Origin of the sequence: Pseudomonas sp. KK18 (assembly GCF_037094675.1) — a bacterium.
Classification (GTDB): Bacteria; Pseudomonadota; Gammaproteobacteria; order Pseudomonadales; family Pseudomonadaceae; genus Aquipseudomonas.
The window spans coordinates 2,265,618-2,287,853 of the sequence record NZ_CP146605.1; the positions used below are offsets into that span (position 1 = coordinate 2,265,618).

General features: G+C 59.2%; 18 protein-coding genes and 1 pseudogene. 11 read left to right on the forward strand and 8 right to left on the reverse strand.

Annotation, left to right across the window (positions count from 1 at the left end):
* Positions 1–2: 2 nt before the first annotated feature.
* The gene (locus tag V6607_RS10240; protein WP_134327640.1) at positions 3–992 is read right to left on the reverse strand and encodes an AraC family transcriptional regulator; all 990 of its coding nucleotides are present in this window, start codon (positions 990–992) and stop codon (positions 3–5) included.
* 64 nt (positions 993–1,056) lie between these two features.
* Between V6607_RS10240 and V6607_RS10245 the strand changes: the two genes are divergently transcribed.
* From V6607_RS10245 to V6607_RS10255, 3 genes are all read left to right on the forward strand, one after another.
* Positions 1,057–2,289, forward strand: a complete 1,233-nt coding sequence (locus V6607_RS10245) for an MFS transporter (RefSeq protein ID WP_023659025.1) — start codon at positions 1,057–1,059, stop codon at positions 2,287–2,289.
* Between the two features lie 294 nt (positions 2,290–2,583).
* Positions 2,584–2,961: a VOC family protein gene (locus V6607_RS10250; protein ID WP_008438853.1), complete on the forward strand. Its 378-nt coding sequence runs from the start codon at positions 2,584–2,586 to the stop codon at positions 2,959–2,961.
* Between the two features lie 20 nt (positions 2,962–2,981).
* Positions 2,982–3,485 (forward strand): DUF2867 domain-containing protein, encoded by a 504-nt coding sequence (locus tag V6607_RS10255; protein WP_102368493.1) that lies wholly within the window; start codon positions 2,982–2,984, stop codon positions 3,483–3,485.
* Between the two features lie 28 nt (positions 3,486–3,513).
* Here V6607_RS10255 and V6607_RS10260 read toward each other — a convergent pair whose 3' ends face one another.
* The gene (locus V6607_RS10260) at positions 3,514–3,732 is read right to left on the reverse strand and encodes a DUF4287 domain-containing protein (protein WP_003214516.1); all 219 of its coding nucleotides are present in this window, start codon (positions 3,730–3,732) and stop codon (positions 3,514–3,516) included.
* An 85-nt stretch (positions 3,733–3,817) separates the two neighbouring features.
* Positions 3,818–5,491: a M24 family metallopeptidase gene (locus V6607_RS10265; RefSeq protein ID WP_338743767.1), complete on the reverse strand. Its 1,674-nt coding sequence runs from the start codon at positions 5,489–5,491 to the stop codon at positions 3,818–3,820.
* A gap of 77 nt (positions 5,492–5,568) precedes the next feature.
* Here V6607_RS10265 and V6607_RS10270 point away from each other — a divergent pair, with 77 nt between their 5' ends.
* Together V6607_RS10270 and V6607_RS10275 are read left to right on the forward strand one after the other, a co-directional pair.
* Positions 5,569–7,068, forward strand: a complete 1,500-nt coding sequence (locus tag V6607_RS10270; RefSeq protein ID WP_134326056.1) for a PLP-dependent aminotransferase family protein — start codon at positions 5,569–5,571, stop codon at positions 7,066–7,068.
* Positions 7,069–7,145: 77 nt separating this feature from the next.
* On the forward strand, positions 7,146–8,351 hold the full coding sequence (locus V6607_RS10275) for an MFS transporter (RefSeq protein ID WP_134326057.1): 1,206 nt from the start codon (positions 7,146–7,148) through the stop codon (positions 8,349–8,351).
* A gap of 53 nt (positions 8,352–8,404) precedes the next feature.
* Here V6607_RS10275 and V6607_RS10280 read toward each other — a convergent pair.
* From V6607_RS10280 to V6607_RS10290, 3 genes and pseudogenes are all read right to left on the reverse strand, one after another.
* A pseudogene (locus V6607_RS10280) lies at positions 8,405–8,857 on the reverse strand (thiol-disulfide oxidoreductase DCC family protein).
* A gap of 24 nt (positions 8,858–8,881) precedes the next feature.
* On the reverse strand, positions 8,882–9,541 hold the full coding sequence (locus tag V6607_RS10285) for an aspartate/glutamate racemase family protein (RefSeq protein WP_134326058.1): 660 nt from the start codon (positions 9,539–9,541) through the stop codon (positions 8,882–8,884).
* Positions 9,542–9,578: 37 nt separating this feature from the next.
* Positions 9,579–10,916 (reverse strand): MFS transporter, encoded by a 1,338-nt coding sequence (locus V6607_RS10290; RefSeq protein WP_102605068.1) that lies wholly within the window; start codon positions 10,914–10,916, stop codon positions 9,579–9,581.
* 366 nt (positions 10,917–11,282) lie between these two features.
* Here V6607_RS10290 and V6607_RS10295 point away from each other — a divergent pair, with 366 nt between their 5' ends.
* Positions 11,283–11,924 carry a hypothetical protein gene (locus V6607_RS10295; protein WP_256351171.1) on the forward strand — a complete coding sequence of 214 codons (642 nt, stop codon included), beginning with the start codon at positions 11,283–11,285 and terminating at the stop codon, positions 11,922–11,924.
* 86 nt (positions 11,925–12,010) lie between these two features.
* Here the strand turns inward: V6607_RS10295 and V6607_RS10300 are convergent, their stop codons facing one another.
* The gene (locus V6607_RS10300; protein ID WP_023659022.1) at positions 12,011–12,490 is read right to left on the reverse strand and encodes a hypothetical protein; all 480 of its coding nucleotides are present in this window, start codon (positions 12,488–12,490) and stop codon (positions 12,011–12,013) included.
* 174 nt (positions 12,491–12,664) lie between these two features.
* A complete protein-coding gene (locus V6607_RS10305; protein ID WP_102605782.1) occupies positions 12,665–14,287 on the reverse strand; it encodes a PLP-dependent aminotransferase family protein in 1,623 nt (540 codons plus the stop codon).
* Here V6607_RS10305 and V6607_RS10310 point away from each other — a divergent pair.
* From V6607_RS10310 to V6607_RS10330, 5 genes are all read left to right on the forward strand, one after another.
* Positions 14,286–14,948 (forward strand): FMN-binding negative transcriptional regulator, encoded by a 663-nt coding sequence (locus tag V6607_RS10310; protein WP_102605781.1) that lies wholly within the window; start codon positions 14,286–14,288, stop codon positions 14,946–14,948. The two genes, V6607_RS10305 and V6607_RS10310, sit on opposite strands and share 2 nt — an antisense overlap.
* Positions 14,933–15,697 carry a sulfite exporter TauE/SafE family protein gene (locus V6607_RS10315; protein ID WP_102605780.1) on the forward strand — a complete coding sequence of 255 codons (765 nt, stop codon included), beginning with the start codon at positions 14,933–14,935 and terminating at the stop codon, positions 15,695–15,697. The genes V6607_RS10310 and V6607_RS10315 overlap by 16 nt, the downstream gene beginning before the upstream one ends.
* Positions 15,698–16,580: 883 nt before the next feature.
* Entirely contained in the window at positions 16,581–17,783 is a 1,203-nt protein-coding gene (locus V6607_RS10320) for an EAL domain-containing response regulator (RefSeq protein WP_102605779.1), read from the forward strand.
* Positions 17,784–17,925: 142 nt separating this feature from the next.
* The gene (locus tag V6607_RS10325) at positions 17,926–18,552 is read left to right on the forward strand and encodes a response regulator transcription factor (protein ID WP_102605778.1); all 627 of its coding nucleotides are present in this window, start codon (positions 17,926–17,928) and stop codon (positions 18,550–18,552) included.
* A gap of 12 nt (positions 18,553–18,564) precedes the next feature.
* Positions 18,565–22,191, forward strand: a complete 3,627-nt coding sequence (locus V6607_RS10330; protein WP_256579832.1) for a transporter substrate-binding domain-containing protein — start codon at positions 18,565–18,567, stop codon at positions 22,189–22,191.
* Positions 22,192–22,236 lie beyond the last annotated feature (45 nt).

Below are 22,236 nucleotides of genomic sequence, written 5' to 3' on the forward strand. Positions count from 1 at the left end.
GCTCAAGATCTCCGGCTGGCCCCCGGCGGCTGCCCGGTGACGCGCTTGAATGCCCGGCTGAACGCGGCCTGGGAGTTATAGCCAAGGCGCTGCGCCACGGTTTCGATCGGCAGCCGTTCCAGCGTCAGCCACTGGCTGGCCAGGCGCATCCGCAGTTCGGTGGCGTAGCGCAGCGGTGGCGTGCCGATGGTGGTTTGAAAGTGCTGGGCGAACACCGAGCGTGAGGTATGACATTGCGCTGCCAGCTCCTCCACCGTCCAATCGCGCCCGGGTTGCTGATGCAACGCCAGCAGGGCCTTGGCGAGGCGTGGGTCGCGCAACGCCGCCACCAGGCCGGACGCATTCCCGCACGCACATTCAACCCAACCCCGAACTACCATGGCCGCCACCACCTCAGCGAGGCGCGCCAGGATGCCGGCGAAGCCAATGCGGGCGCTGCTGACTTCACGCTCCATGGCCGCCAGGATCGGCATCAGCCCCGGATAACGCTGGCCCTTGGCGTCGATCAGCATCAGGTCCGGCATCAGGCGGCCAAGGCCGTGCAAACTCCCCAGTTCAAACTCCATGCAGCCGCTGAAGAGCAGGGCGCTTTGCGTCACGGCCACATCGGCCCGGGCATCCACGGCACACACCGCATCACCGAGGGCTGCCGCGTTGAAGCGGTCGATGTCCTGTACCGGCACGTCCGGGCTGGAGAGCAACTCATGGGCACCGCCATGGGAGATGAACACGGCATTGCCTGGCGTCAGTTCATACAGGGTGCCGTCCTCGGTACGCAGGGTGACGCAACCGGCAGCGATAAGGTGGAAATAGGCGTGCCCGGGCTTGGCCGGGAAGCCCAGGCCAAACACCGGTCCAGTCTGGATACGCCGGTACTCGACACCCCGCAGGCGCATGCCGCGCAGCAGTTCGTTGATGAGGTCAGAGGACTGGTCGAACGGATCGGTGGGCATCATTTCCGGGGTTTCGGTAAAGGATTCGAGATTTTGCATCATAGATCATCCCGATCGTCGCACCTAGACTGCCGGTCGCAATAACTTTTGAAGGATGACCGTGATGAGCAGTTGTGTGTGTGACGCCGTAACCGGTGCAGATGTGGCGCCCGCGACACCGGCCTGGATGGCGGTGTTTTCGTTGGCGATGGGCGTGTTCGGATTACTCACGGCGGAGTACCTGCCGGCCAGTTTGTTGACGCCGATGGCGGCCGAACTCGGCGTCTCGGAAGCCTTGGCAGGGCAGGCGGTGACAGTCACGGCGGTGGTGGCGTTGTTCGCCGGTTTGCTGGTACCGGGCCTGACCCGCGGGATCGACCGGCGCGTGGTGCTGTTGTGCTTCAGCGCACTGATGATCTGCTCCAACCTGCTGGTGGCGGTCTCGTCGAGCCTCACGGTGTTGCTGCTGATGCGCGTCCTGCTGGGCATCGCCCTGGGTGGCTTCTGGAGCATGGCGGCGGCGGTTGCGATGCGGCTTGTACCGGCGGCACTGCTGCCGCGTGCCTTGTCGATCATCTTCAGCGGCATCGCGGTGGGCACTGTCGTGGCGGTGCCGCTGGGCAGCTTTTTGGGTGGGCTGTACGGCTGGCGCAGCGCGTTTCTCGCCGCCGCAGCAGTGGGCGGCGTGACCCTGGTGTTCCAGCTGTTCACCCTGCCGCCGCTCGCACCCCGCAGGACCGCCCGCTTGAGGACGGTGCTGGAAGTGCTGCTGCGTCCGGGCATTGCCGTGGGCATGTTGGGGTGCGTGCTGGTGCACACCGGGCACTTTGCGCTGTTCACCTATATCCGGCCATTCCTGGAAAGCACCACTGGCGTCGATGCCGAGGGGCTGGCGTTGATGTTGCTGGGATTCGGTGTTGCGAACTTTGCCGGCACGCTGCTGGCCGGCTGGCTGCTGGTGCGTCTGCCGCGTGGAACATTGGTGCTGATGCCCGCGCTGGTGGGCGTTGCGGCGCTCGCCCTGGCGCTGTTGCCGGCAACCGTGACCGGCCAGGTGTGGTTGTTGATGCTGTGGGGCCTGGCGTTTGGCGGGGTGCCGGTGGCCTGGTCGAACTGGGTGGCGCGGGCAGTGCCTGACCAGGCCGAAAGCGCCGGGGGCATGGTGGTGGCTTCAGTGCAGTCGGCGATTGCCGCCGGGGCGGCGGCAGGCGGCGCGATGTTCAGTTTCAGTGGTATCGGCGGGGTCTTTGTCGCGGCAGGTATCTTGATGCTGTTGGCGGCACTGTTGATTGCGCTGAAGGTGAAGGTTGAAGCGCCTCCACAAGGTGCAGAGGCGGGGCCGGTGTTTCATCTCTGAAACCGTGATAGAGGCAGGGGGCGAGAATAAACGCATGCGCTTCGCCCCCTTTCAGTCCGCTTGATCAATCCTGCTGGTTTGGGGCTCAGGTCCGACTCCGAGCAATCGTAGCTGAACGACCGCCTGCTGATCATTGCCCGGCAACGACCCTCGTATCTCTCTTTACTTCAGTAGCTGCGCAAAATAACCTCTGCCTCGCAGGCACCGTCCTGCTCCTTCAGGTTTGGCAAGGCGCCTCACACTCACCAGCACCGCCTGGCAGGTGTCATGGTGCTTGCACGTTGAGGTTCTGCGATGAGCGCAGTCGTTGATCATGGCGTCCGTTTCGGACGAATTGCAGTAACGCTTCCCGTAAAGGACATGGGCAGGGCCCATGATTTTTACACCAGGGTCCTGGGGTTTACGAAAGCCTTCGAAAATGGAAACCCGATCGGCTTCATGATTCTGCAGCGCGACCAGGGCGAGCTGCATTTGACCTTGCAACCCAACCATCCAGCTGCCGCGTTCACGATTGCCCACCTGATGGTGGACGATGTCGACAGGCTGCACGCCGCTTGCGTGCAGCATGGGGCGAGGATCATCAAGCGCCTCAAGGATCAGGATTACGGGTTGCGGGCGTTTGTGTTCGAAGACCCGGACGGGAATCGTATTGATGTAGGTCAGCCGCTCTAACCGAGCAATCAGGGAAGATAATGTTGACGACTACCGATGTTGTTCACACGCTGCGTGCACCGTCAGAGCTTGATTACTACGACACCCGTTCAGCCCCGCTGCCTACTGAAATCACCGCGCTGGATGCCTGGAACATCATGACCGGCGAACCGGGGCCGTTGATGCAGGTGGCTTTCCGAATCAGGGATGCCATTTCCTCGTTGTTTGGTGTGAAGCGCATCGGTGGGTTCTCCGGCACCTTGCGAGAGGCTGTGCAGGTCGGCGACCGGCTGGACTTCTTCCTGGTGGAACGCAGCGCGCCCGACATGCTGGTGCTGACCGAGCGTGACCGGCACCTGGATGTGATGATCTGCCTTTCAATCGCTGACCGTGTACTCACGATCACCTCGTCGGTTGTCACCCATAACACCTATGGGCGCCTCTACATGCTGCCAGTGGGGCCAGCGCACAAACTCATTGTGAATGCTCACCTGCGACGACTTGAACGAACGCTTCAAGAGACAGCCGCAACGCCCGGCGGGTAGGCACGTTCACCGCCCGCCGGGAGGTGGATCAATTGCCTTTTTCAGCCGCCAAGAAGTACGCAACCAACGCATTGGCGTGACCATGGCCCATGCCGTGTTCAGTCTTGAGCAAGGCCACAAGCTCCATATGCTTCCTGGAACTGGCGGCCTTGAGCAGATCCAGCCAGTGGCTAATGGGTTGCCCATAGTTTTTTTCGATGGAGGGGAAGTACGACGCTGGCCCTTTTGTTTTTGTGTCGTCGGTCATGATGCAAACTCCCTTTTTGCTGAGGTGATAATGCCCGGATAACGTTACCGCTCTGGACTCACCGGGTCCACCGTACGGCCCGTCCCTACACGCCCCCGTTGGCCTCGCCAATCAGAATATCCTCGAAGAACGCCCCGACCGGTTGTGTGGGATGGCAGATCTGTATCTCCAGCACCCAGGCCATCTCGCTCGGTACGATCTCGACTTCAGCCAGCTTGTCCTGCCCGAACAGGGCATGGGGGAAGTCGGCGATGCGGTGTCCGGCCAGGTTGCGCTCAAGGCGCCAGCCCTTGGAGAGGGCGCTACCCTCAGCGAAGTCGTACAGCTCGCGCCCGGTCAGCCCTTGGTGCCAGGCGTTGCGGGTTTCGTCGAACACTTCATGCAGTGCCTTCACACAGGCACCATGCAACGGGTGCTCGCCGAAGACGAAGGTGTCGCCATAGTCGCCTTCATAGCCATCCCACACCGGGCCAAGGTCGACCACGGCGATATCGGTGGGCCGCAGCTTGCGCAGCAGGTCGATGCCTTGGCGGGGTGTGCGGACGGTGTCTTCGCCAAAGCGAATATAGGTGGGATGCCAGGTGTGAGACGCGCCCATGGCCTGCAATGTCTCACTGGCCATTGCGAGGGCTTGCGCCGTGGTCATGCCGACTTTCAATTGATCGGCGATGGCGGCCAGGGCCCTGACCGTTTGCTCGCGGGCCGCAAGCATGCCGTCCAGCGAGTAGCGCGGGCCGACTTTTTCCAGCACCGGGTGCCGCGTGTTGAGCGACTCCGCTGGCGTCAATGCACCGCTGGGGACGAAGGCTTCGGCGACAAAGCGATGAGCCTGGGCGCCCGCTGCCAGGCAGGTTTCGCGGACTTGGCTGATCATCTTGCTGTTGCCGCAGGCATAGATCTGGCTCTCCGCCCAGTGGTGGGGCTGTGTCAGCGCAACCTGTTGCACGCGGGCGTCTACCGACTGCACTCGATGCCAGTGAAAGCGTGGATGTGCCTGTCTGGCTCGCTCAAGAAACTCAGCGTCGTAGAAGTCTGCCGGCGACGAGTTCCCCCAATACAGGGTGACTTCGGCCTGGCGGGCCAGGGCCGTCAGCAACAAGGGCTTGATGCCGGCATAACCGGTCCCGGTGGCGAACAGCACAACAGGGCGCCCATCGTCGTGTTGCCAGGTGCAGGCGCCTACGGGACCTTCGAGCTTTACCGCATCGCCCACTCGCAGGGTCGGCAGGATGCGTTCGGAAAACAGGCCACCGCTGACCTGGCGAATATGAAACACCAACCGGCCTTGGTCCTGCGCGGGCAGATTGGCCACGGAGAAACAGCGGCTGTCGCCATCGTCGAGGCGAAACCTGAGGTACTGGCCGGCCCGGACTTCGAGTGGCTGGGCAGTCAGCAACACCAGCTCGACGATGTCGGCGCTCAACGCGCGTTTGCTGATCACCTGTGCGCTGGCTTCCAGCGCGGGCGTGTCCAGTGACCAGCCGGGGATTTCCAGGCGCATGTCGCTGCAGGCATGGCTCTGGCACAGCAACATCTCGTCAGCCGCGAGCGGATAAGAAGGGGCAGGGGTGTCGGGTGTGCGCAGCTTTTCCCGGTGCTGGCCCGACACCACCTTGACCTTGCACGATCCGCAGGCGCCGCGCCGGCAGGAAAAGGGTACGGCGAGACCGCTGGCCAGCATGGCGTCGAGCAGCAATTGATCGGCAGCTTCGAAGGATTTGCCCGAGGGCAACAATTCAACGACATGGCGGTTTTGCATAAACACCTCGGGGCAATTGAGGCTCGATTGTTGCGGTAGACTAGGACCAGGAGAACCTCCAGTTTTGGATAATTCATATGGTCCAGCTTCGCAAATGGCGCCCGTTGCTCAAACTCGATGGGGAGCAGCCGCAGGCGTCCTACAGAAAGATCGTCGAGGGCCTGGTGAGCGCGATTGTCGAGGGCCGCCTGCGCCCCGGAGCGCTGTTGCCCGGCACGCGGGAGATGGCGCAACTGCTGGACGTCAACCGCAAGACGGTGATCCTTGCCTACGAGGAGGCGGTGACCAAGGGCTGGCTGGTCAGCCTTCAACGTCGCGGTACCTTCGTCAGTTCGCAGCTGGCGACAGGCGCGGTGCCGGCCACCCGCGCCCCGAAGTCGTTTGCCCCGGCATTGCGGGAGGTGCCTGCGGCGGCCTATTTCACCCCGGGCGAACAGGTGACAGCCCTGCAACACCGGCCCGGCGCGCTGTTTTTCGACAATGGCGCCTGTGACCATCGCTTGCTGCCGCAAGCCGTGCTGCACCGCTATTACCGCAATGCCTTGCGCAACAGCTTTACCACCAACACCGTGCGCCATGGCAGCGAAGGCAGCGGCCAGTACCTGCGCAACGCCCTGGCCGAAATGTTGCGCCACAATCGCGGCCTGACGGTCGGCGCGCCGCAGATTTGCCTGACCCAAGGCGTGCAGATGTCGCTGTACCTGACCGCCAGCGCGCTGCTCAAACCCGGTGATGTGGTGGTGGTCGAACGCCTGAGTTACCCACCGGCCTGGGAGATTTTCCGCCAGTTGGGTGCGCAACTGGTCACCGTGGACCTGGACGACGAAGGTTGCCGGGTCGACCAGCTCGCCGAGCTGTGCCGCCTGCATAACGTACGGATGATGTACGTCACCCCCCATCACCAGTTTCCTACCACCGTCAGCCTGCGTGCCGGCCGTCGCCAGCAGCTCCTGGAACTGGCCCGGCTGCATGACTTCTGCATCATCGAGGAAGACTACGACCACGAGTATCACTTTGCCGGACGGCCCTATTTGCCTCTGGCCAGTGATAGCGCGCAGCGTCATGTGATCTACATCGGCTCGCTGTCCAAGTCCCTGGGCAGCACCTTCCGTTGCAGCTATATCGTTGCACCGTCGAACCTCATCGAAGTGCTTGAGCGTACGGCGGCGGTGAGCCTGGGCCAGGGCGATGCCGTGATGCAGCGGATGCTCGCGGACCTGATCAACGATGGCGAATTGAAGAAGCACCTGCGGCGGGTGTCCAGGGAATACCGCCGGCGTCGGGAGACCCTGCTCAGTTGTTTGCTGGAAGCTTTTGGCGAGCAGATCTCTGTGCAGGAACCCGAAGGCGGGCTGGCGCTATGGGTAAGGTTCGCCGACTCAATCGACGTCGACCGACTGGCTGAAAAAGCGCTGGAGCTGGACCTGGTGGTGCGCAGCGGTCGCCTGTTTTCACCGTTTGATCATCCCGAAAATGCCTTGCGCCTGGGCTTCGCCTCGCTCAATTCGGAGGAAATCCGCGTCGCTACGCAGCGCTTGGCTGAGGCTTCACGGGCGATTGGGGGCGCGGCTAAATAATTACGCCGGCTCAAAGGTGGATGTGTAAGGATATGTTACTTAGCCTTTGATACTGCCAATAACAGGAACCGACGCTGATGCTCGCTGCCTTCAGACACTACCCGTTTTCGGTCAATCTGCTGCTGTCGTCTGCGTTGTTCCTGACCCTGGGGCGCGCCATTACCCTGCCGTATATGGTGATTTATCTGTCATCCAACTTCACGTTGGGCATCAGCGAAATCGGCCTGGTGGTGGGCGGTGCAATGCTCGTCGGTTCGTTGCTGAGCCTTTACGGCGGCTACCTGACTGACAAAATCTCCAGCTACCGATTGATCCTCAGCTTCACGGGGTTTTTCACCGTCGGCTTCATCGGCATGTGCGTCACGTCGCACCTGTGGCTGTTTTTCCTGTTTCTGGTGTCGTTCAACTTCGCCTATTCAGTGATCGATATCGTGGTCAAGGCCGCGTTTGGCAAACTGCTGCCGGAAGCCGAACGCGGCAAAGTGTTTTCGGTGCGCTACACCCTGATCAACATTGGTTACGCAGTGGGGCCGTTCATTGGCGCCGGGCTCGCGCACATGGATATGAAACTGCCGTTCCTGGTGTCGGCGATCCTGGGCATGGGCTTCTTCCTCACCTATTGGGTGTGGGGCGACAGGAGCCTCAGCTCCGCCGACCCGGCCAATGCCCCGGTGTCGTTCGTCGCGGTGGGGCGCATTCTGCTCAAGGACTATCGCCTGGTCTGCTTCACGGTGGGCGGCGCGTTGAGCGCCGTGGCGTTCGGCCAGTTCACCGGCTACATCTCGCAATACCTGGTGACCACAAGCACGCCGGAATTTACCTACCGGGTCATCAGCTCGGTGGTGGCGGTCAATGCGACCGTGGTGATCTGCCTGCAGTACATCGTGGGCAAGCGCATTACCAACGAGCATCTGAATCAATGGCTGACGGCGGGCTTCAGCCTGTTTCTGCTGGGCGTCGTCGGTTTTGCGCTGTCCACCACCGTGCTGCATTGGGCGTTGGCCGTGGCGATATTCACCGTGGGCGAAATCATCGTGTTCCCGGCCGAGTACATGTTTATCGACCGCATCGCACCGGAGCACCTGCGCGGCATGTATTACGGCGCGCAAAACCTGTCCAGCCTCGGCGGTGCGCTGGGGCCGGTGCTGTGCGGGTTTGCCCTGGCAACGCAGTCGGCGCATTTCATGTTCTACATGCTCGCGGCGTTTATCGTGGCGGGTGGGTGCTTCTATCTTATGGGGGCTTCCTATTCCAAACGCTACGACACTGGACGCGGGGCGTGAGTGCTTTATCTATCCTCCACGCCTGCCCAGGTGAGTAAGCCAAACTCAGGTGTTCATGGCGGCCCCTTCAAAAAACGCCGCGCATGATCCGGATCCGGCAACAGGCAGGTGTCGTATTTCCCGAAGAGCCGATAGCGATTACGCGCGATGCGATCATAAGCCCAATCCCGAAGAAAGCGCGGGATGGCGCGCAGCACCAGCAACGGGCGTCAGCGGGCAGGCAGTTGCGCAATGATTTCAAACACCGCCTCCGAACGCTCCCAATACTGCCGGTCGCGGATCACGGCGAGGGTGTCGAACTGATCCAGCGGCAACCCGGCCCAGGCCAGTAGCGCCTGACCTTCGGGCGACTGAACGGCCGCCAACCGCACACGTCGGTCGTGGTCGTGGCGAATCAGGAACCTCGCCCAGCCGTTGCACAGCTTGCACACACCGTCGAACAGCACCACGGTTTCGCCGGGCTTGAGGAGTGGTGCGGGAGTAGGCCGGGTATGGGAGGCGGGCATCAGCGTGGGTCCAGTCGGGCCGGGTTAGCCTGGATCATACCCGCGTTCGGCACGACTCAGCGCTGCCCGCAGCCCCGTCGATGCACTGGTGAGTGGAGCAGGGCCCGTCGTTACAAGCGAAGAGGCTTCGCTCATGGACGCTTGCCCCAGTGCCACGATAGACGCGCCGTCCATATAGGCACGGTCCGCAGCCTTGGCGATGGTCGCGAGATAGCCGTGCAAGTCGCCCGCCTTGAACATCGCCCATGCCCCCGGAACCAGTTGCACCTCCACCGCCGCCCCGGTGTGCTGGGCCATCTGGTAAAACAAGCGAGCAGTCGGTTCGAGTGTGGTTTCGACAGCGCACAACACCACCACCTTCCCGCCAGCTTGAACCGCCGCGAATGCCAGCGCTTCATCTGCCCGCAAAATCGGCACCGGGGTGTGAGTACCGGCAAGTTCAACCACCGGGCCCAGGGTCGAACAGGTGAGCACCACTGCATCGCAGTGCTGAGCCAGGGCAACCAGCGCCAGCTGCGTTTCCTCGGCTATGCCTGCGGTCAGCTTACCCGCGCATTCAACCGCTGCCAGAAGATCGGCCCGGACTGCATGGTGCAACACCCGTGACCCGATCCCCAGCGCTGCTGCGGCAGCGTCAAACACTGCAATGTTGCTCTCGGCGGTATGCAGGCAGGTAATACGCATCGCTCAGGTCTCCGGCACTTTTGAACACCCGCCGACTTTAACGCGACAACACCGGCGCCGCGCCTTTTTCCTCCACGCCCACCTCATGCAGCGAAATCCGCGACGTCTCCGGCAACGCCAACCCGCCCGCCAACGCCAGCACCGCCACCGCAATCAGATAAAACGCCGGCGACAGGTTGCTGCCGGTGGTACTGATCAACCACGTCGCCACCAACGGCGCCGTACCGCCAAAGATCGTGTACGCCATGTTGTAGGTAATCGCTGAAGCCGTATACCGCGTGCGTGTCGGAAAGGTCTCCGACAGCAACGCCGCCGTCACCACCCCACACAGCACCGCGCCCACCGCCAGCAACATCACCCCTACCACCGATGCCGCGAACGACCCGGAACTGGCCATCAGGAACGACGGGTACACCACCACAATCAACAACACACACGCCGTCATCACCGTGACCCGACGCCCCACCCGATCCGAATACAACCCCGCCAGCGGGCAGATCGCCGCCGCGAAAATCAGCGCAATCAGCGACACCAGCAACGCCACCGCCCGACTCAAGCCACCCGCCACCTGCAGATACGTCGCGAAGTAGGTGGTGAACATATAGAACGACAACGCCGTGAGCGACACAAAAGCGCCCAGGCAACAGATCGCCGCACCATGGTTGCGCAAGGTTTCCTTGAGGGGAGAGTGCGCTACCGCGTGCTCCTGCTTCACCGCCTGGAAGGCCGGCGTCTCATCCAGCTTCCAGCGCAGGTAAAGCCCCACCAGCCCCAGCGGCGCGGCGATCAGGAACGGCAAGCGCCAGCCCCAGCTGCCCATCGCCTCGGCGGACAGCGAAGCCTCCAGTGCGTACGCCACCACGGCCGCCGCAGCGAACGCAGAAAACGTCGACACCGGCACAAAACTGCCATACCAGGCGCGCTTGTCACTGGGCGCGTGCTCCATCAGATAGGCACAGGCCCCGGCGTATTCGCCCCCGGCGGAAAAACCCTGGGCGCAGCGAATCAACGACAACAGAATCGGCGCCGCCACGCCGATGGCGGCATAGGTGGGCAGCAGGCCGATCAGCGTGGTGGCGCCCGCCATCAGCAAAATCGTCATGGCCAGCGTGCGTTTGCGCCCGATCCGGTCGCCGAGCATGCCAAAGAAAATCCCGCCCAGGGGCCGGAAGGCGAAGGCCACCGCGAACACCGCAAAGGTCTTCAGCAACGCCGCGCTGGCGTCACCGCTGGGGAAGAATTGCTGGGCGATGGTGGTGGCGAGAAAGCCGTAGACGGCGAAGTCGAACCACTCCACGAAGTTACCGATACCGGCGGCGATGATCACTCTGCGCAGGGTTTGGGGGCTGACCTGGTCGGTGGATGGGCTCGTCATGGGGGAAGGCCTCGGCGGTGGTAAGGGGATGCTTGATTATCGGGGGCGGGGATTGGGCGGCGGGGCTCAAAAGAGTCGTCCGCGTAGTCAGTAGCGACTGGGTGGGAGTGATGCAGGCAGGATTTGGGCCAGGTAAGGCGGGGAGCTATCCAGGGAGGGGGTGGGTGATTTCTACGCAAGGACCACAACGGAAAAGGGGTCAGACCACGTTTTCACTATCTGCCAGATGTAAAAGACAGTTCGCCGAGAGAAGTTTCGTGTGCCTTGATTCCCGAATGAGGATGAAGAAGACTCCATCAATTATCTGAGGTCGAACCAACGACCGAAGTTGTCGAACTGGGATTACTTTTGAGCATGGGGCCGCCGATGCAGGGAAAAACGTTCGAGATAGTGCGAATAGATCAAATCCACGAAATTGTTTCGCCAACCGTAGAGTCACTTTTACAGCCGTTAGGATTCGAAGTTCAGGGCCCGCTGTCCTGGCTTCGTAGCGTCGATGCTCCGATTCGCCAACTCTTTCGCCTTGAACAGTGGAAAGGCGGCGCGCTAGCGCCGTCATGGGCTCTGTCACTGGACTTCGTTCCCCACCTTTCCGGCAATGAAATCAAATGGCACAGGACGTCAAAATCAGCACGACCTGATCTGACTTTCGATGTGCGCGATCGAGCGTTTGATATCTCATGCAGCTACGGACCTGATGCCATAGCAACCAGCGCACCCAATATCCTCCGGGCTGCCATTCCAAAAGCTGAATCGTTTTGGGACGAGGCTCGTTCGATAGCCGACCTGCCTGGTGCTTTCGAGCGGGTCAAGCAGCATTTGTCGACGGGTGGCCTGGGTTTCTACAACTACATACAACATCCTCTTGCATACGCGTTTGTATTGGCCATGAACGGCAAGCCCGACACAGCCGAAGAAGAGTTTCAACGCTATTCACAGCGTCTTTCAGAGGCGGCTCGAAAAAAACTCCGCAAGCTATTCATTGATGCAGGCGGTCACCTTGGCTAAGCGAGTACGGCTTTTTCAACAGAATCGGCCAGAAGCGGCCGCTCATGACCGACCGCTTCCGCCCCAACGCAGCCATCCGCTCCTGACTATTGGGTTAATGCACCCACGTCATTCACCAGTGTGCGCCAGCCATCCTTTGCCTCCTGCTCCGAGGTAAAGACTTGCACTTTGGGATGCCAGAACGCCCCCTCGATTACGATGCATTCCAAGGTAGAGTCCTGAAACGTAAAGACATAGTGGATAGCATCTTTCATGAACCGCTGTTTGTCGTGTCGAGGATGAATGGCGTTCCTTTGCTCAAGCTCTGCTAACCAAGGCGAATTATCTATTCGATGAATTTGGTAATGCTTTAGGCCAAGTCCAATGAGCGGATGGCCGCCCAAAGCTTCGTCGTTTGGCGAACCGAATTGGATTTTCTTTACTAGCGGAAAATGAACCACAGCTATTTCTTCTCCGGTGGTGTAATACCGTAAACATAGTTGCGTGTCCGTGGCGAACACCACTGGTTCAGGCGACGTACTTGGCTGTGGCCAGGAGTCGAGCAGCACTACGGTCGCTAATGACATGCGGGAACCTGATGAATGAATGGGTTATAAACAGAGTGCGAGAGCGACTCGTTGTCGTCAAACCTTTCTGATCGCGACCGACTGCTTCTGGCCGATTTCTGCCTTTCGTGACAAGCAGCAATCGGCCAATAGCGGTGCATTCGTCCAGAACCAGTTTCCACCCTTAGCAGTCACTCAAGACGACCACTTTTTCTTATTCGCCTTATCTCTACCTTGTAAATTTGCTCGAGTCCGAAGCTCTTTAATCTCCCGAATCACGCTGCCAAGAATGCCGATCCCTTCATGAATCTGCTGCGTTGTCAGGCCGGCATAGCCCAAAATGAGCCCTGCCGGTCGCTCGTATTCTACCGACGTGGGTTCGGCAAACAGCGGCGAAAGCGGATATACGCCAACCCCGCGTTCGAGCGCTATAGCCTGCAACGTCGGCTCATCCTGAGCGCGAAGCGTGGGTAGCGTTAATACGCCGTGTAAGCCCGCCGCCATGCCGGCCAGTTGCCCATATTCCGCCAGATGCTGTTCAAAAGCCTCCAGTAATGCCCTTCGCCGCAGTTCATTCTCCCGCCGCAGGCGGCGAACGTGACGCTCATAGGTTCCACTTTCTATCAATGAGGCGAGCACGTTTTGCTCCCAGCGCGGAGAGTGTCGATCGGTCAGCCGTTTTGCTTCACGGAAAACGTGAACCAACTCGCGTGGAAGAACCAGATAACCCAACCTGAGTTGCGGTGAGAGTGCCTTGGAGAACGTTCCGACATAAATGACGCGAGCATCTGCGTCCATGGATTGCAGTGCGTCGATGGGCCGCTGGCCATAGCGAAACTCGCCGCCGTAATCGTCCTCAATGATCCACGCGCGATGTCGCCTCGCCCAACTCAGCAGTTCGAGGCGACGTGCGACAGGAAGCACCGCCCCCATGGGAAACTGGTGCGACGGAGTGACAAAGGCCAGGCGCACGCGATCACCTTCCGGCAGAGCACTGGTATCCAGTCCAGAGGCATCGACGGGTATGGGCAACGCCGTCGCGCCCGTGGCCTCAAAGCAATATCTGGCCATGCGGTAGCCAGGCTCTTCGAAGACGAATGCATCTTGCGGGTTCAGCAAAAGCCGGGCGCACAGGTCAAGTCCTTGCTGCGAGCCATGCACGACGAGTATTTGATCCGCATCGCACGCCAGACCGCGTGCGCGTCGCAGATAACCTTGCAGCGCATTGCGCAAGCGCTCTTCCCCTTCGGGGTGGCCGTAAGCGAGGCTCGGTTGACGCTTGACTAGTTCGGAACGGTAGGCGCGCTGCCAACCCAGCGCCGGAAAATCCCTGGTAGCGACCGAGCCGTACCTGAAATCGATGCGGGCTTGGGGTGACGCCATGTTGTACGGCTTCATGATGGCCACTCGTTGCCCGTAAAGGGAAAGCACTGGCGGCAGTTCCTTTTGCTGCGCCGAGTCCCCTTGGGCATGCCCGGATTGAGTGCTGATTATGCTCGCTACCGTGGCGGCCTTGCCCACTGATGTCAGGACAAAGCCTTCGGCCGCCAGTTGCTCGTAAGCCGCCGTTACCGTGGTTCGCGACACGCCGAGTTCGGCCGCGATTGCCCGCGTCGACATGAGCCTCGTGCCGGCGGCAAGCGTGCCGTCTTCTATCTGCGCGCGCAGCCTGGCATAGATCCGACGTTGCGCGCCGCGGGAAAATGCATCCGGATTGGCTGAAAACTGGCCCATGGAAAAACCTCGAAACTGGCACTTTCGATGATGCAGGTCGTGGTCGACATTATGGACTCCCAACAATCCGTAGTGAAATCCCATGTACATTCCCGAACACTTCGCAGAGCACCGCCCGGAACAGTTGCACCGAATTATCCGCGACAATCCGCTGGGCATCCTCGTGACTGAGGGTGAATCCGGCATGGATGCGGACCACATTCCCTTTGAGCTCGATACCGGCCACGGAACATACGGGTTGCTGACCGCTCATGTGGCCCGCGCCAATCCTGTGTGGCAACGTTGCGCCGGCGGCACGCCTGTCATGGTGATCTTCAGGGGGGCAGAAGGCTACATTTCGCCCAACTGGTATGCGTCCAAGCACGAAACGCATCGCCAGGTTCCCACATGGAACTACGAGGTGGTGCATGTGCATGGCGTCATGCGCGTGATGTCGGAAGAAAAGCTCCTGCGCCGCACCCTGGCCCAGCTGACTCGCCACCAGGAGTCCAAGGAGATCAAGCCCTGGAAGATGGGCGATGCGCCGCGTGAATATCTGGACGAGATGGTGTCGAGAGTTGTCGGTATCGAGATCGAAATGCAGTGCGTTGAATGCAAGCGCAAGCTCAATCAAAACAAGTCGCACGCTGATCGCTTGTCTGCGATCGCGCACTTGCGCGAGCGCGGGCGCGTTGAGCTTTCTTCGATAATGCTGGCCAACCTTGAGCAGCCGGATCAGGGGGCAGCACCGTGGACCTTGAGTTGACCACCACCACGATTCTGGTGACCTTCGCCGGAGTTTTTTTGATCTGCTTTATGAAAGGTGCCTTCGGTGGAGGCTTCTCCATTGTCGGCATTCCGCTGCTGTCGCTGGTGATGGATCCGCTCACAGCCGGCGGTCTGCTAGCGCCGTTGTTTATCGCGATGGACCTGTTCGGCCTGCGTTACTGGAAGCCATCCACTTGGTCTAAACCCGACCTGGTGCTGTTGTTACCCGGTCTGATTGTCGGCATCGGTGTCGGCTATCTACTCTTTCGCGTCATGGATCACCGCGCAGTCGCCTTAGTGATGGCAGCGGTTACCCTGATTTTTGTCGGCCTCTGGTTCAAGACCGGCGGCGAAATCAGGATCAGCCAGCGCTCATCGCTCAAGGCGGTGTCCGCAGGCGTCACCTCTGGGATCACGACTATGGTCGCGCATTCTGGTGGGCCACCATTAGCGATGTACCTGTTGCCGCTCGGTCTAAGCAAGAAAACCTATGCCGGCACCACCAGCATGTTCTTTACCGTAGGCAATCTGCTCAAGGCAGTGCCCTGGCTGCTGTTAGCCAGGCCCACAGGTAACGTGCTAGGCCTGATGCTCATCTGCCTGTTAGCAGTTCCAAGTGGTGTCTGGCTGGGCTGGCGACTGCACACCAAGCTGGATCAACGCCAGATGTACCTTGCCTGTTACTGCCTGCTCGTAGTCACGGCGGTAAAACTTCTGTGGGACGGCATAAGTGGCTATATCGTCTGAAAATGCCTCACCACTATGAGGCCCAACGTTACGGCCATTATCCGACTGGCTGCCAACGGAATGTTAGCGGTGAATCGCCCCTGATTTCATAGGCGCGTTCAATTGCCTGACTTTTGCCAATTAGCCAGTTATGAATGACGGAAGCGGGTCGGAAGCCGCCTGACCCGACCGGCGGCTTTTGGCCGATTTCTGCCGCTAGTGACGGGCAGCAATCGGCCAAGAGCGGTTGAGCGCAGGTCATGCGCTTACCAGTACAAGGGGCTTGCTCCAGAACGCCGCTACACAGACCAGTCACAGCTTTATCGTGCCTTTCGTCGTATTGACAAAGGTCGATGTTAATCATGAGCGCGCAATCCGTAGCGATCCGACAAACCTTTCTACTAGCTGAAAGCTTTCAACAGAATGGCATCACATCCCCACCATACCAAGGTCGCGCGCATCGAAGGCTTTGTCAGACCTACTTGAAAGGATGTATCAAAATCAGCTAGCACTGGAGGCGGCGCTAATGGAGTTGATACTCCATGCAGAGAAGCAGGGATCAAGCGAGAAGGGCGAAAATGTCCGAGGAGCTTTGCATACGATTAGCGAAAACGCAGGCCACATCAAGCAAGGCTTAGCGAGACTCAGATCTGAAAATCTCTGATGAAAGCAGTTATTGATCTCTCATTGCGTTTTTGAATTGGCCGATTTCGGTCAAAAACATTCACTCTCGCCCCAACCTCAATCGTATCGCCGCCCACCCTAGCTACATCAGGATCCACGAAGTTAACGGGAGCCTTGCTGCTTGGGAAATTTCCTACACAACATAAGGCCATTTCCTTCCTTTACTCAGCCTGCTCACGTCCACTATCAGATTCTTCGTACCTGAAAGTGGTTGATAAGCATGGCCCACCCCCGCGTCCTGGTTCTGGAGAACCAACGATTCCAGCGCAGCGTCTTGATCAAAATGCTTGATCACTTAGGCGTGCGCGATGTGGTTCAAGCGAGTAATGGCGAACAGGCCCTGGAGCAGATTCAGAAGTCAGGTGGTGTCGACATCGTGCTATGCGATCTGGCGGACCGCAGCTTGGATTGCCTAGGCTTCCTGCGGAGCGCTGCCCGGTCGGGCATGGTGCGTGCTGTGGCATTGTGTAGCGAACTAAGGCCGGAGCTTCGCCGCTCCTTGGAGCAGATGGATTCGCTCTCAGGTTTACAACTGCTGGGGGTCATGAAACCACCGGTGCAAATCAGTGCGCTTAGCAAGATGCTTCATCGTTATGCCCATCGACGTGCCCCTCCTGCCCTCCAACCATCGGTCCTGCCTCTGCCCAGTGAAGAGGAGATCCATCGCGGATTAGCACTCGGTGAGTTTCGTGCCTGGTTCCAACCCAAATTTGAGTTGGATACCGGCGAGTTGGCTGGAGTTGAAGCCTTAGCTCGCTGGGAGCACCCCGCCAAGGGCCTGCTACTGCCGGCGGACTTTCTCGCAGCTGTCATGGCCTATGACTTGATCGACCAGATGTTCAAGCAACTTCTGGAGCAGGGCCTGAATCTTTTAGGGGTATTACGTCGGCAAGAGGTGCAACTGGAGCTCTCGTTCAACCTGCATGCTTCCCAGCTCATCAGCGATCAGTTGGTCGAGCATATTCAGTGGGCTCTGGGACAACATGACTTTCCAGGTAATACCTTGATGTTCGAATTGGCGGAAAACGGTTTGCTGGATATTTCGCCACGAATTCAGGACAACTTGCTGCGTCTCCGGATGTTGGGCTGCGGCCTCTCCGTCGATGATTTTGGTATGGGTTTTTCGTCCCTCAGGTTGCTATGCCAGCTGCCGTTCAATCAGCTCAAGCTTGATGGCGAGATTGTCCGAAATATACGCGAGCCTCGCAGCCAAGCGATGATTGCTAGCACGCTAGCATTGGCTCAGTCTCTGGATATGAGCCTAGTGATTGAAGGGGTCAGTAGTCAGCGCATTCGCGACACAGTCACGAAAATGGGTTGTAAGTTTGGCCAGGGGTTTTATCTGGCTCGGCCGATGGAGGGCTACCGGCTTTTGCCTTGGATCGAGGCCCATGAAGCAGGCTTGGAGGCTTCCATCAATTAGTGCTGTAAGTTTTATAAATTTCCTACAATTGAATAGCGTTCGTGTATTTTAAACGACGCGTAGACAGGTCAGTTTCGCCATGGCTTTTACGCCATATATTTTTAGTCAGCGGCTGAATCTGGTGTGTCACACAGGAGCTCCTATGCATAAAGCCTTAGTTGTGGACGATCATCCTTTTATTCGCTCCTCGGTCAAAATGCTACTGACGGGAGAGGGCTTTGAGGTAGTGGGCGAGGCCGATAACGGCGCGGACGCGTTGCAACTGGCGCGGGAACATGAACCAGACTTAATTGTGCTGGACATTGCTATGCCCAAGCTGGACGGGCTGGAGGTCATCGCGCGGATATGTGCCTTGGGTCTCAAGTGTAAGATTGTAGTGTTGACCTCCCAGTCACCGCTGTTCTATTCCATGCGCTGTATGAAAGCCGGGGCCGCGGGGTATATCTCCAAGCTCAACGACCTCAGCGAACTGGTCAAGGCGATCAAGGCGGTAATGGGCGGTTATACCTTTTTTCCCAATTTAGCCAGTAGTTCGGTGCGGCGAAGTGATGCCGAGACCACCGATCTAGAATTGATCCAGAAACTGTCTGACCGAGAGCTGATGATCCTGCAACAGCTGTCTCAAGGACTGAGCAATAAGGAAATCGCTGACACGATGTTGCTCAGCAACAAGACGGTTAGTACTTACAAAACTCGCTTGATCGAAAAGCTCAACGTGAAATCGGTGGTTTACCTCGCCGACTTTGCCAAACGCAATAAACTGGTCTGAATGAGAACATCCTTGCGTAGATGGTTGATGGCAATCGTGCTGGTCGGCACCTTTAACGGCACGGTTCTGGCTGATGGGCCGGTAGAAACCTATCAAGTACTGGGCCGCTCACATGTGGAGGGTTACGGTGCTTCCCTATCGGAACAGGACTGGAGTTGGCTGAGGAGCAAGGGCGTGCTGGTGCTTGGTGCCTCTGCGCCCGACTATGCGCCCTTTGGTATCACCAGTGACGGCCATGACTATGAGGGCCTCACTGCCGACTATGCGCAACTGTTGAGCGAGCTGTTGCGTACCCGCATCGAGGTGCGCCGGTTTGCGTCCCGTGCCGAGGTGATCCAGGCCCTGAAGAATGGCAGCGTGGACTTCTTGGGCACCTCCAATGGCTATGAGGAAGCCGACGCCGACCTGTTGATGTCGACGTCGTACGCCGAGGACCAACCAACTCTGGTCACCCAAGTTGCCAACAGCCAGGCCCTGACGCCGGACCTGGCAGGCAAGAAAATCGCCATGCTATATCACTACCTGCCTCCCGAGGCGGTCAAGGCGTTTTACCCCAAGGCCACCTTGCAGCTCTATCCCTCGACCCTAAGCGCGATCGGCGCCGTGGCGTTTGGCAGTGCCGATGTGTACCTGGGCGACTCCATCAGCGCGCACTACCTAATTAATAAGAACTACCTGAACAACGTGCAGCTCGCTGACTTTTCCCGCATGGAAGTCAGTAACTTTTCGTTTGCCCTGGACCGTAGTAATGAGCGCCTTTTGCGCATTATCAACAGCGCCCTGGCGACGATTCCCTCCGTTGAACGCATGACCATCCTGCGCCGCTGGAGCGCCGGCGGCGCCAGCATGCCAGGACGCACGGTGTTGAACTTCAGCGCCAATGAGCAGCGCTGGATGAATGCTCATCCACGGCTGCGTGTGGCGATCGATGAGACCTACCTGCCAGTTTCGTTCTTCAATCAGGAGGGTGAGTTCCGTGGTATTAGCGCGGATGTGCTGGCCAAGGTCGCCCTGCGTACAGGTTTGAAGTTCGATATTCAGCGCACTCACTCGGTGGCGCAAATGCTCGAGCAGGTCAGGACTGACAAGGCTGACCTGCTGATCTCCCTTACGCCCAGTGCCGCACGCGAAGGGTTGCTGCGTTTTACCCGGCCCTACTTAAACACTCCCTACGTTCTGGTCAGCCGTAATGCATCCGGCAGCCCGGCGACACTGGACGAGATGGCCGGCAAGCGCCTGGCCTTGATTCATGGCAACCCGGTGCGTGACCTGTTGATCGAGCAGTACCCCAACATCATTCTGGTAGACGCGAGCAATGCCCAGCAGGCGATGGCCCTGGTGGCCAATGGTCAAGCGGATGCCGCGGTCAACTCGTTGATCACTGCGCACTACATGATCTCTCGCCAGTACCGTGACCAATTGCGCGTAACCAGCACCGTCGGCACTCAATCAGCGCTCACCGCGTTCGCCACTCCTCGTGGCTCTCTGGAACTGTATTCGATCCTCGAAAAAGCCCTGCTCAGTATTCCTCCGGAAGAAATGGACGAGGTGACCAACCGCTGGCGCAGCGAAATTGCTGTAGATGAGAGTTATTGGCTGCGTAATCGCACGGTAATCCTGGAGGGCTTCGCTATAGCGGCCGTTTTGTTGGTGATAGCTCTAGGCTGGATCGCCTACCTGCGGATGCTGATGCGCCAGCGCAAACAAGCGCAGCTGGCCCTAAATGACCAGATGGAGTTCATGCGGGTATTGATCGATGGCACGCCACATCCGATCTACGTGCGTGACCGCCAGGCCCGCCTGATGATTTGCAACAGCGGCTACCTCTCTGTGTTTGGCGTGGAGCGCGAAGAAGTGCTCGGTAAAACCGTGGTGGAAGGTGTGCTGAAGAATGCCAGCGAGGCAGCGGCTTACCACGAAGACTACTTGCAGGTCATGGAGGAGGGAGTGCCGAGAGTGCAGGACCGCTCCCTGACCATGCGGACCGGCAATGTACTGACCATTTACCACTGGATGCTACCGTATCGTGACAGCGATGGCGTCGTCACTGGCATGATCGGTGGCTGGATCGACATCAGCGAGCGCCAGCATTTGCTTGAAGCGTTGCGTGAGGCCAAGGAAGGCGCCGATGATGCCAGCCGTGCCAAGACCACGTTCCTGGCAACCATGAGCCATGAAATTCGCACACCGATGAACGCCATCATCGGCATGCTGGAACTGGCCCTAAAAAAGGCCGATCAAGGCTTTATGGATCGGTTTTCTATCGAGGTCGCATCCGGAGCCGCCCGGGGTTTGCTGGATCTGATCGGCGACATCCTCGACATTGCTCGTATCGAATCCGGTCGGCTTTCGCTGGCTCCGGAACGCGCCAACCTGCGTGAGTTACTGGAGTCGGTGGTACGGATTTTCGAGGGGCTGGCGCGACAGAAGCAATTGCGCCTGATCCTCGACCTCGACTCCACCGTAAACCGTGATGTGCTGGTTGATCCGCTGCGCTTCAAGCAAATCGCGTCCAACCTGTTGAGCAATGCTATCAAGTTCACCAGCGAAGGGCAGGTGCACCTGCGGGTCGTTGCCGAGCCAAACAGTAATGACGAGCGCCTGGCGGTGTGCCTGCGGGTCGAGGACACTGGGATAGGTATTTCCAATGAAGATCAGCAGCGCCTGTTCAGTCCGTTTGCCCAGGCGAGCAACAACGCACAATCAGCCCGGGGCGGTTCGGGGTTGGGCTTGATGATCAGCCGCACACTGAGCGAAATGATGGGCGGCACCTTGGTGCTCAGCAGTGTGCTGGGACAGGGCACTCAAGTGGAAGTGCGGGTCAGCTTGCCAACCTTAATGACGTTGGAGGAGCCGGCCGCTGCTGATGTAACTCAGCCCGTTACACCACAGGTCTTGAATATCTTGGTAATCGACGATTACCCGGCGAACCGGCTTTTGTTGGCGCAGCAACTCAACTATCTCGGTCACCGGGTTACCGACGCAGAAGACGGCGCCCACGGGCTACGTGCTTGGCGAGGTCAACATTTCGACGTGGTGATCACTGACTGCAACATGCCGCTGATGAATGGCTACAAACTAGCGCGGGCGATTCGGGACGAGGAACTCGCCAGGGGCTTACAACCGGGGCTGATTCTCGGCCTGACTGCCAATGCCCAGCCAGAAGAGAAAGACCGCTGCATCGAGGCAGGGATGGACGATTGCCTATTTAAACCCATCAGCCTCCAGGACCTCAGTGCGCGGCTCGCTCCCCTGGCCCCTGACACTGTGCCTGTGCCCACCGAGGAAGAGCGTCGCGAAACCCTCGACGATATTGACCTGACTAGCCTCGAACAACTCAGCCGTGGCGACGCAGCTTCGATCAAGAGTCTGCTCCAAGACCTCGCAACCAGCAATCAGCAAGATATGTCGCGGTTGATGCAACTGTTTACCCAACATGATCTCCCCGGTCTGGGAGACCTTGCCCATCGGGTCAAGGGTGGGGCGAGAATCATCAAGGCCCGACGGCTAATCCATACCTGTGAAGAACTGGAGACCGCCTGCAAGGGGCTGAACTCGGCATTGCTGACCGAAGCGGTGGATAACTTGCAGCAGGCTATGGAGCAATTGGATCAGCGATTGGAGGAGTATCTGGCTTGACAGCTGACTGACGCGCCTTCGGAAACTTCCTACACGCCCGAGGGA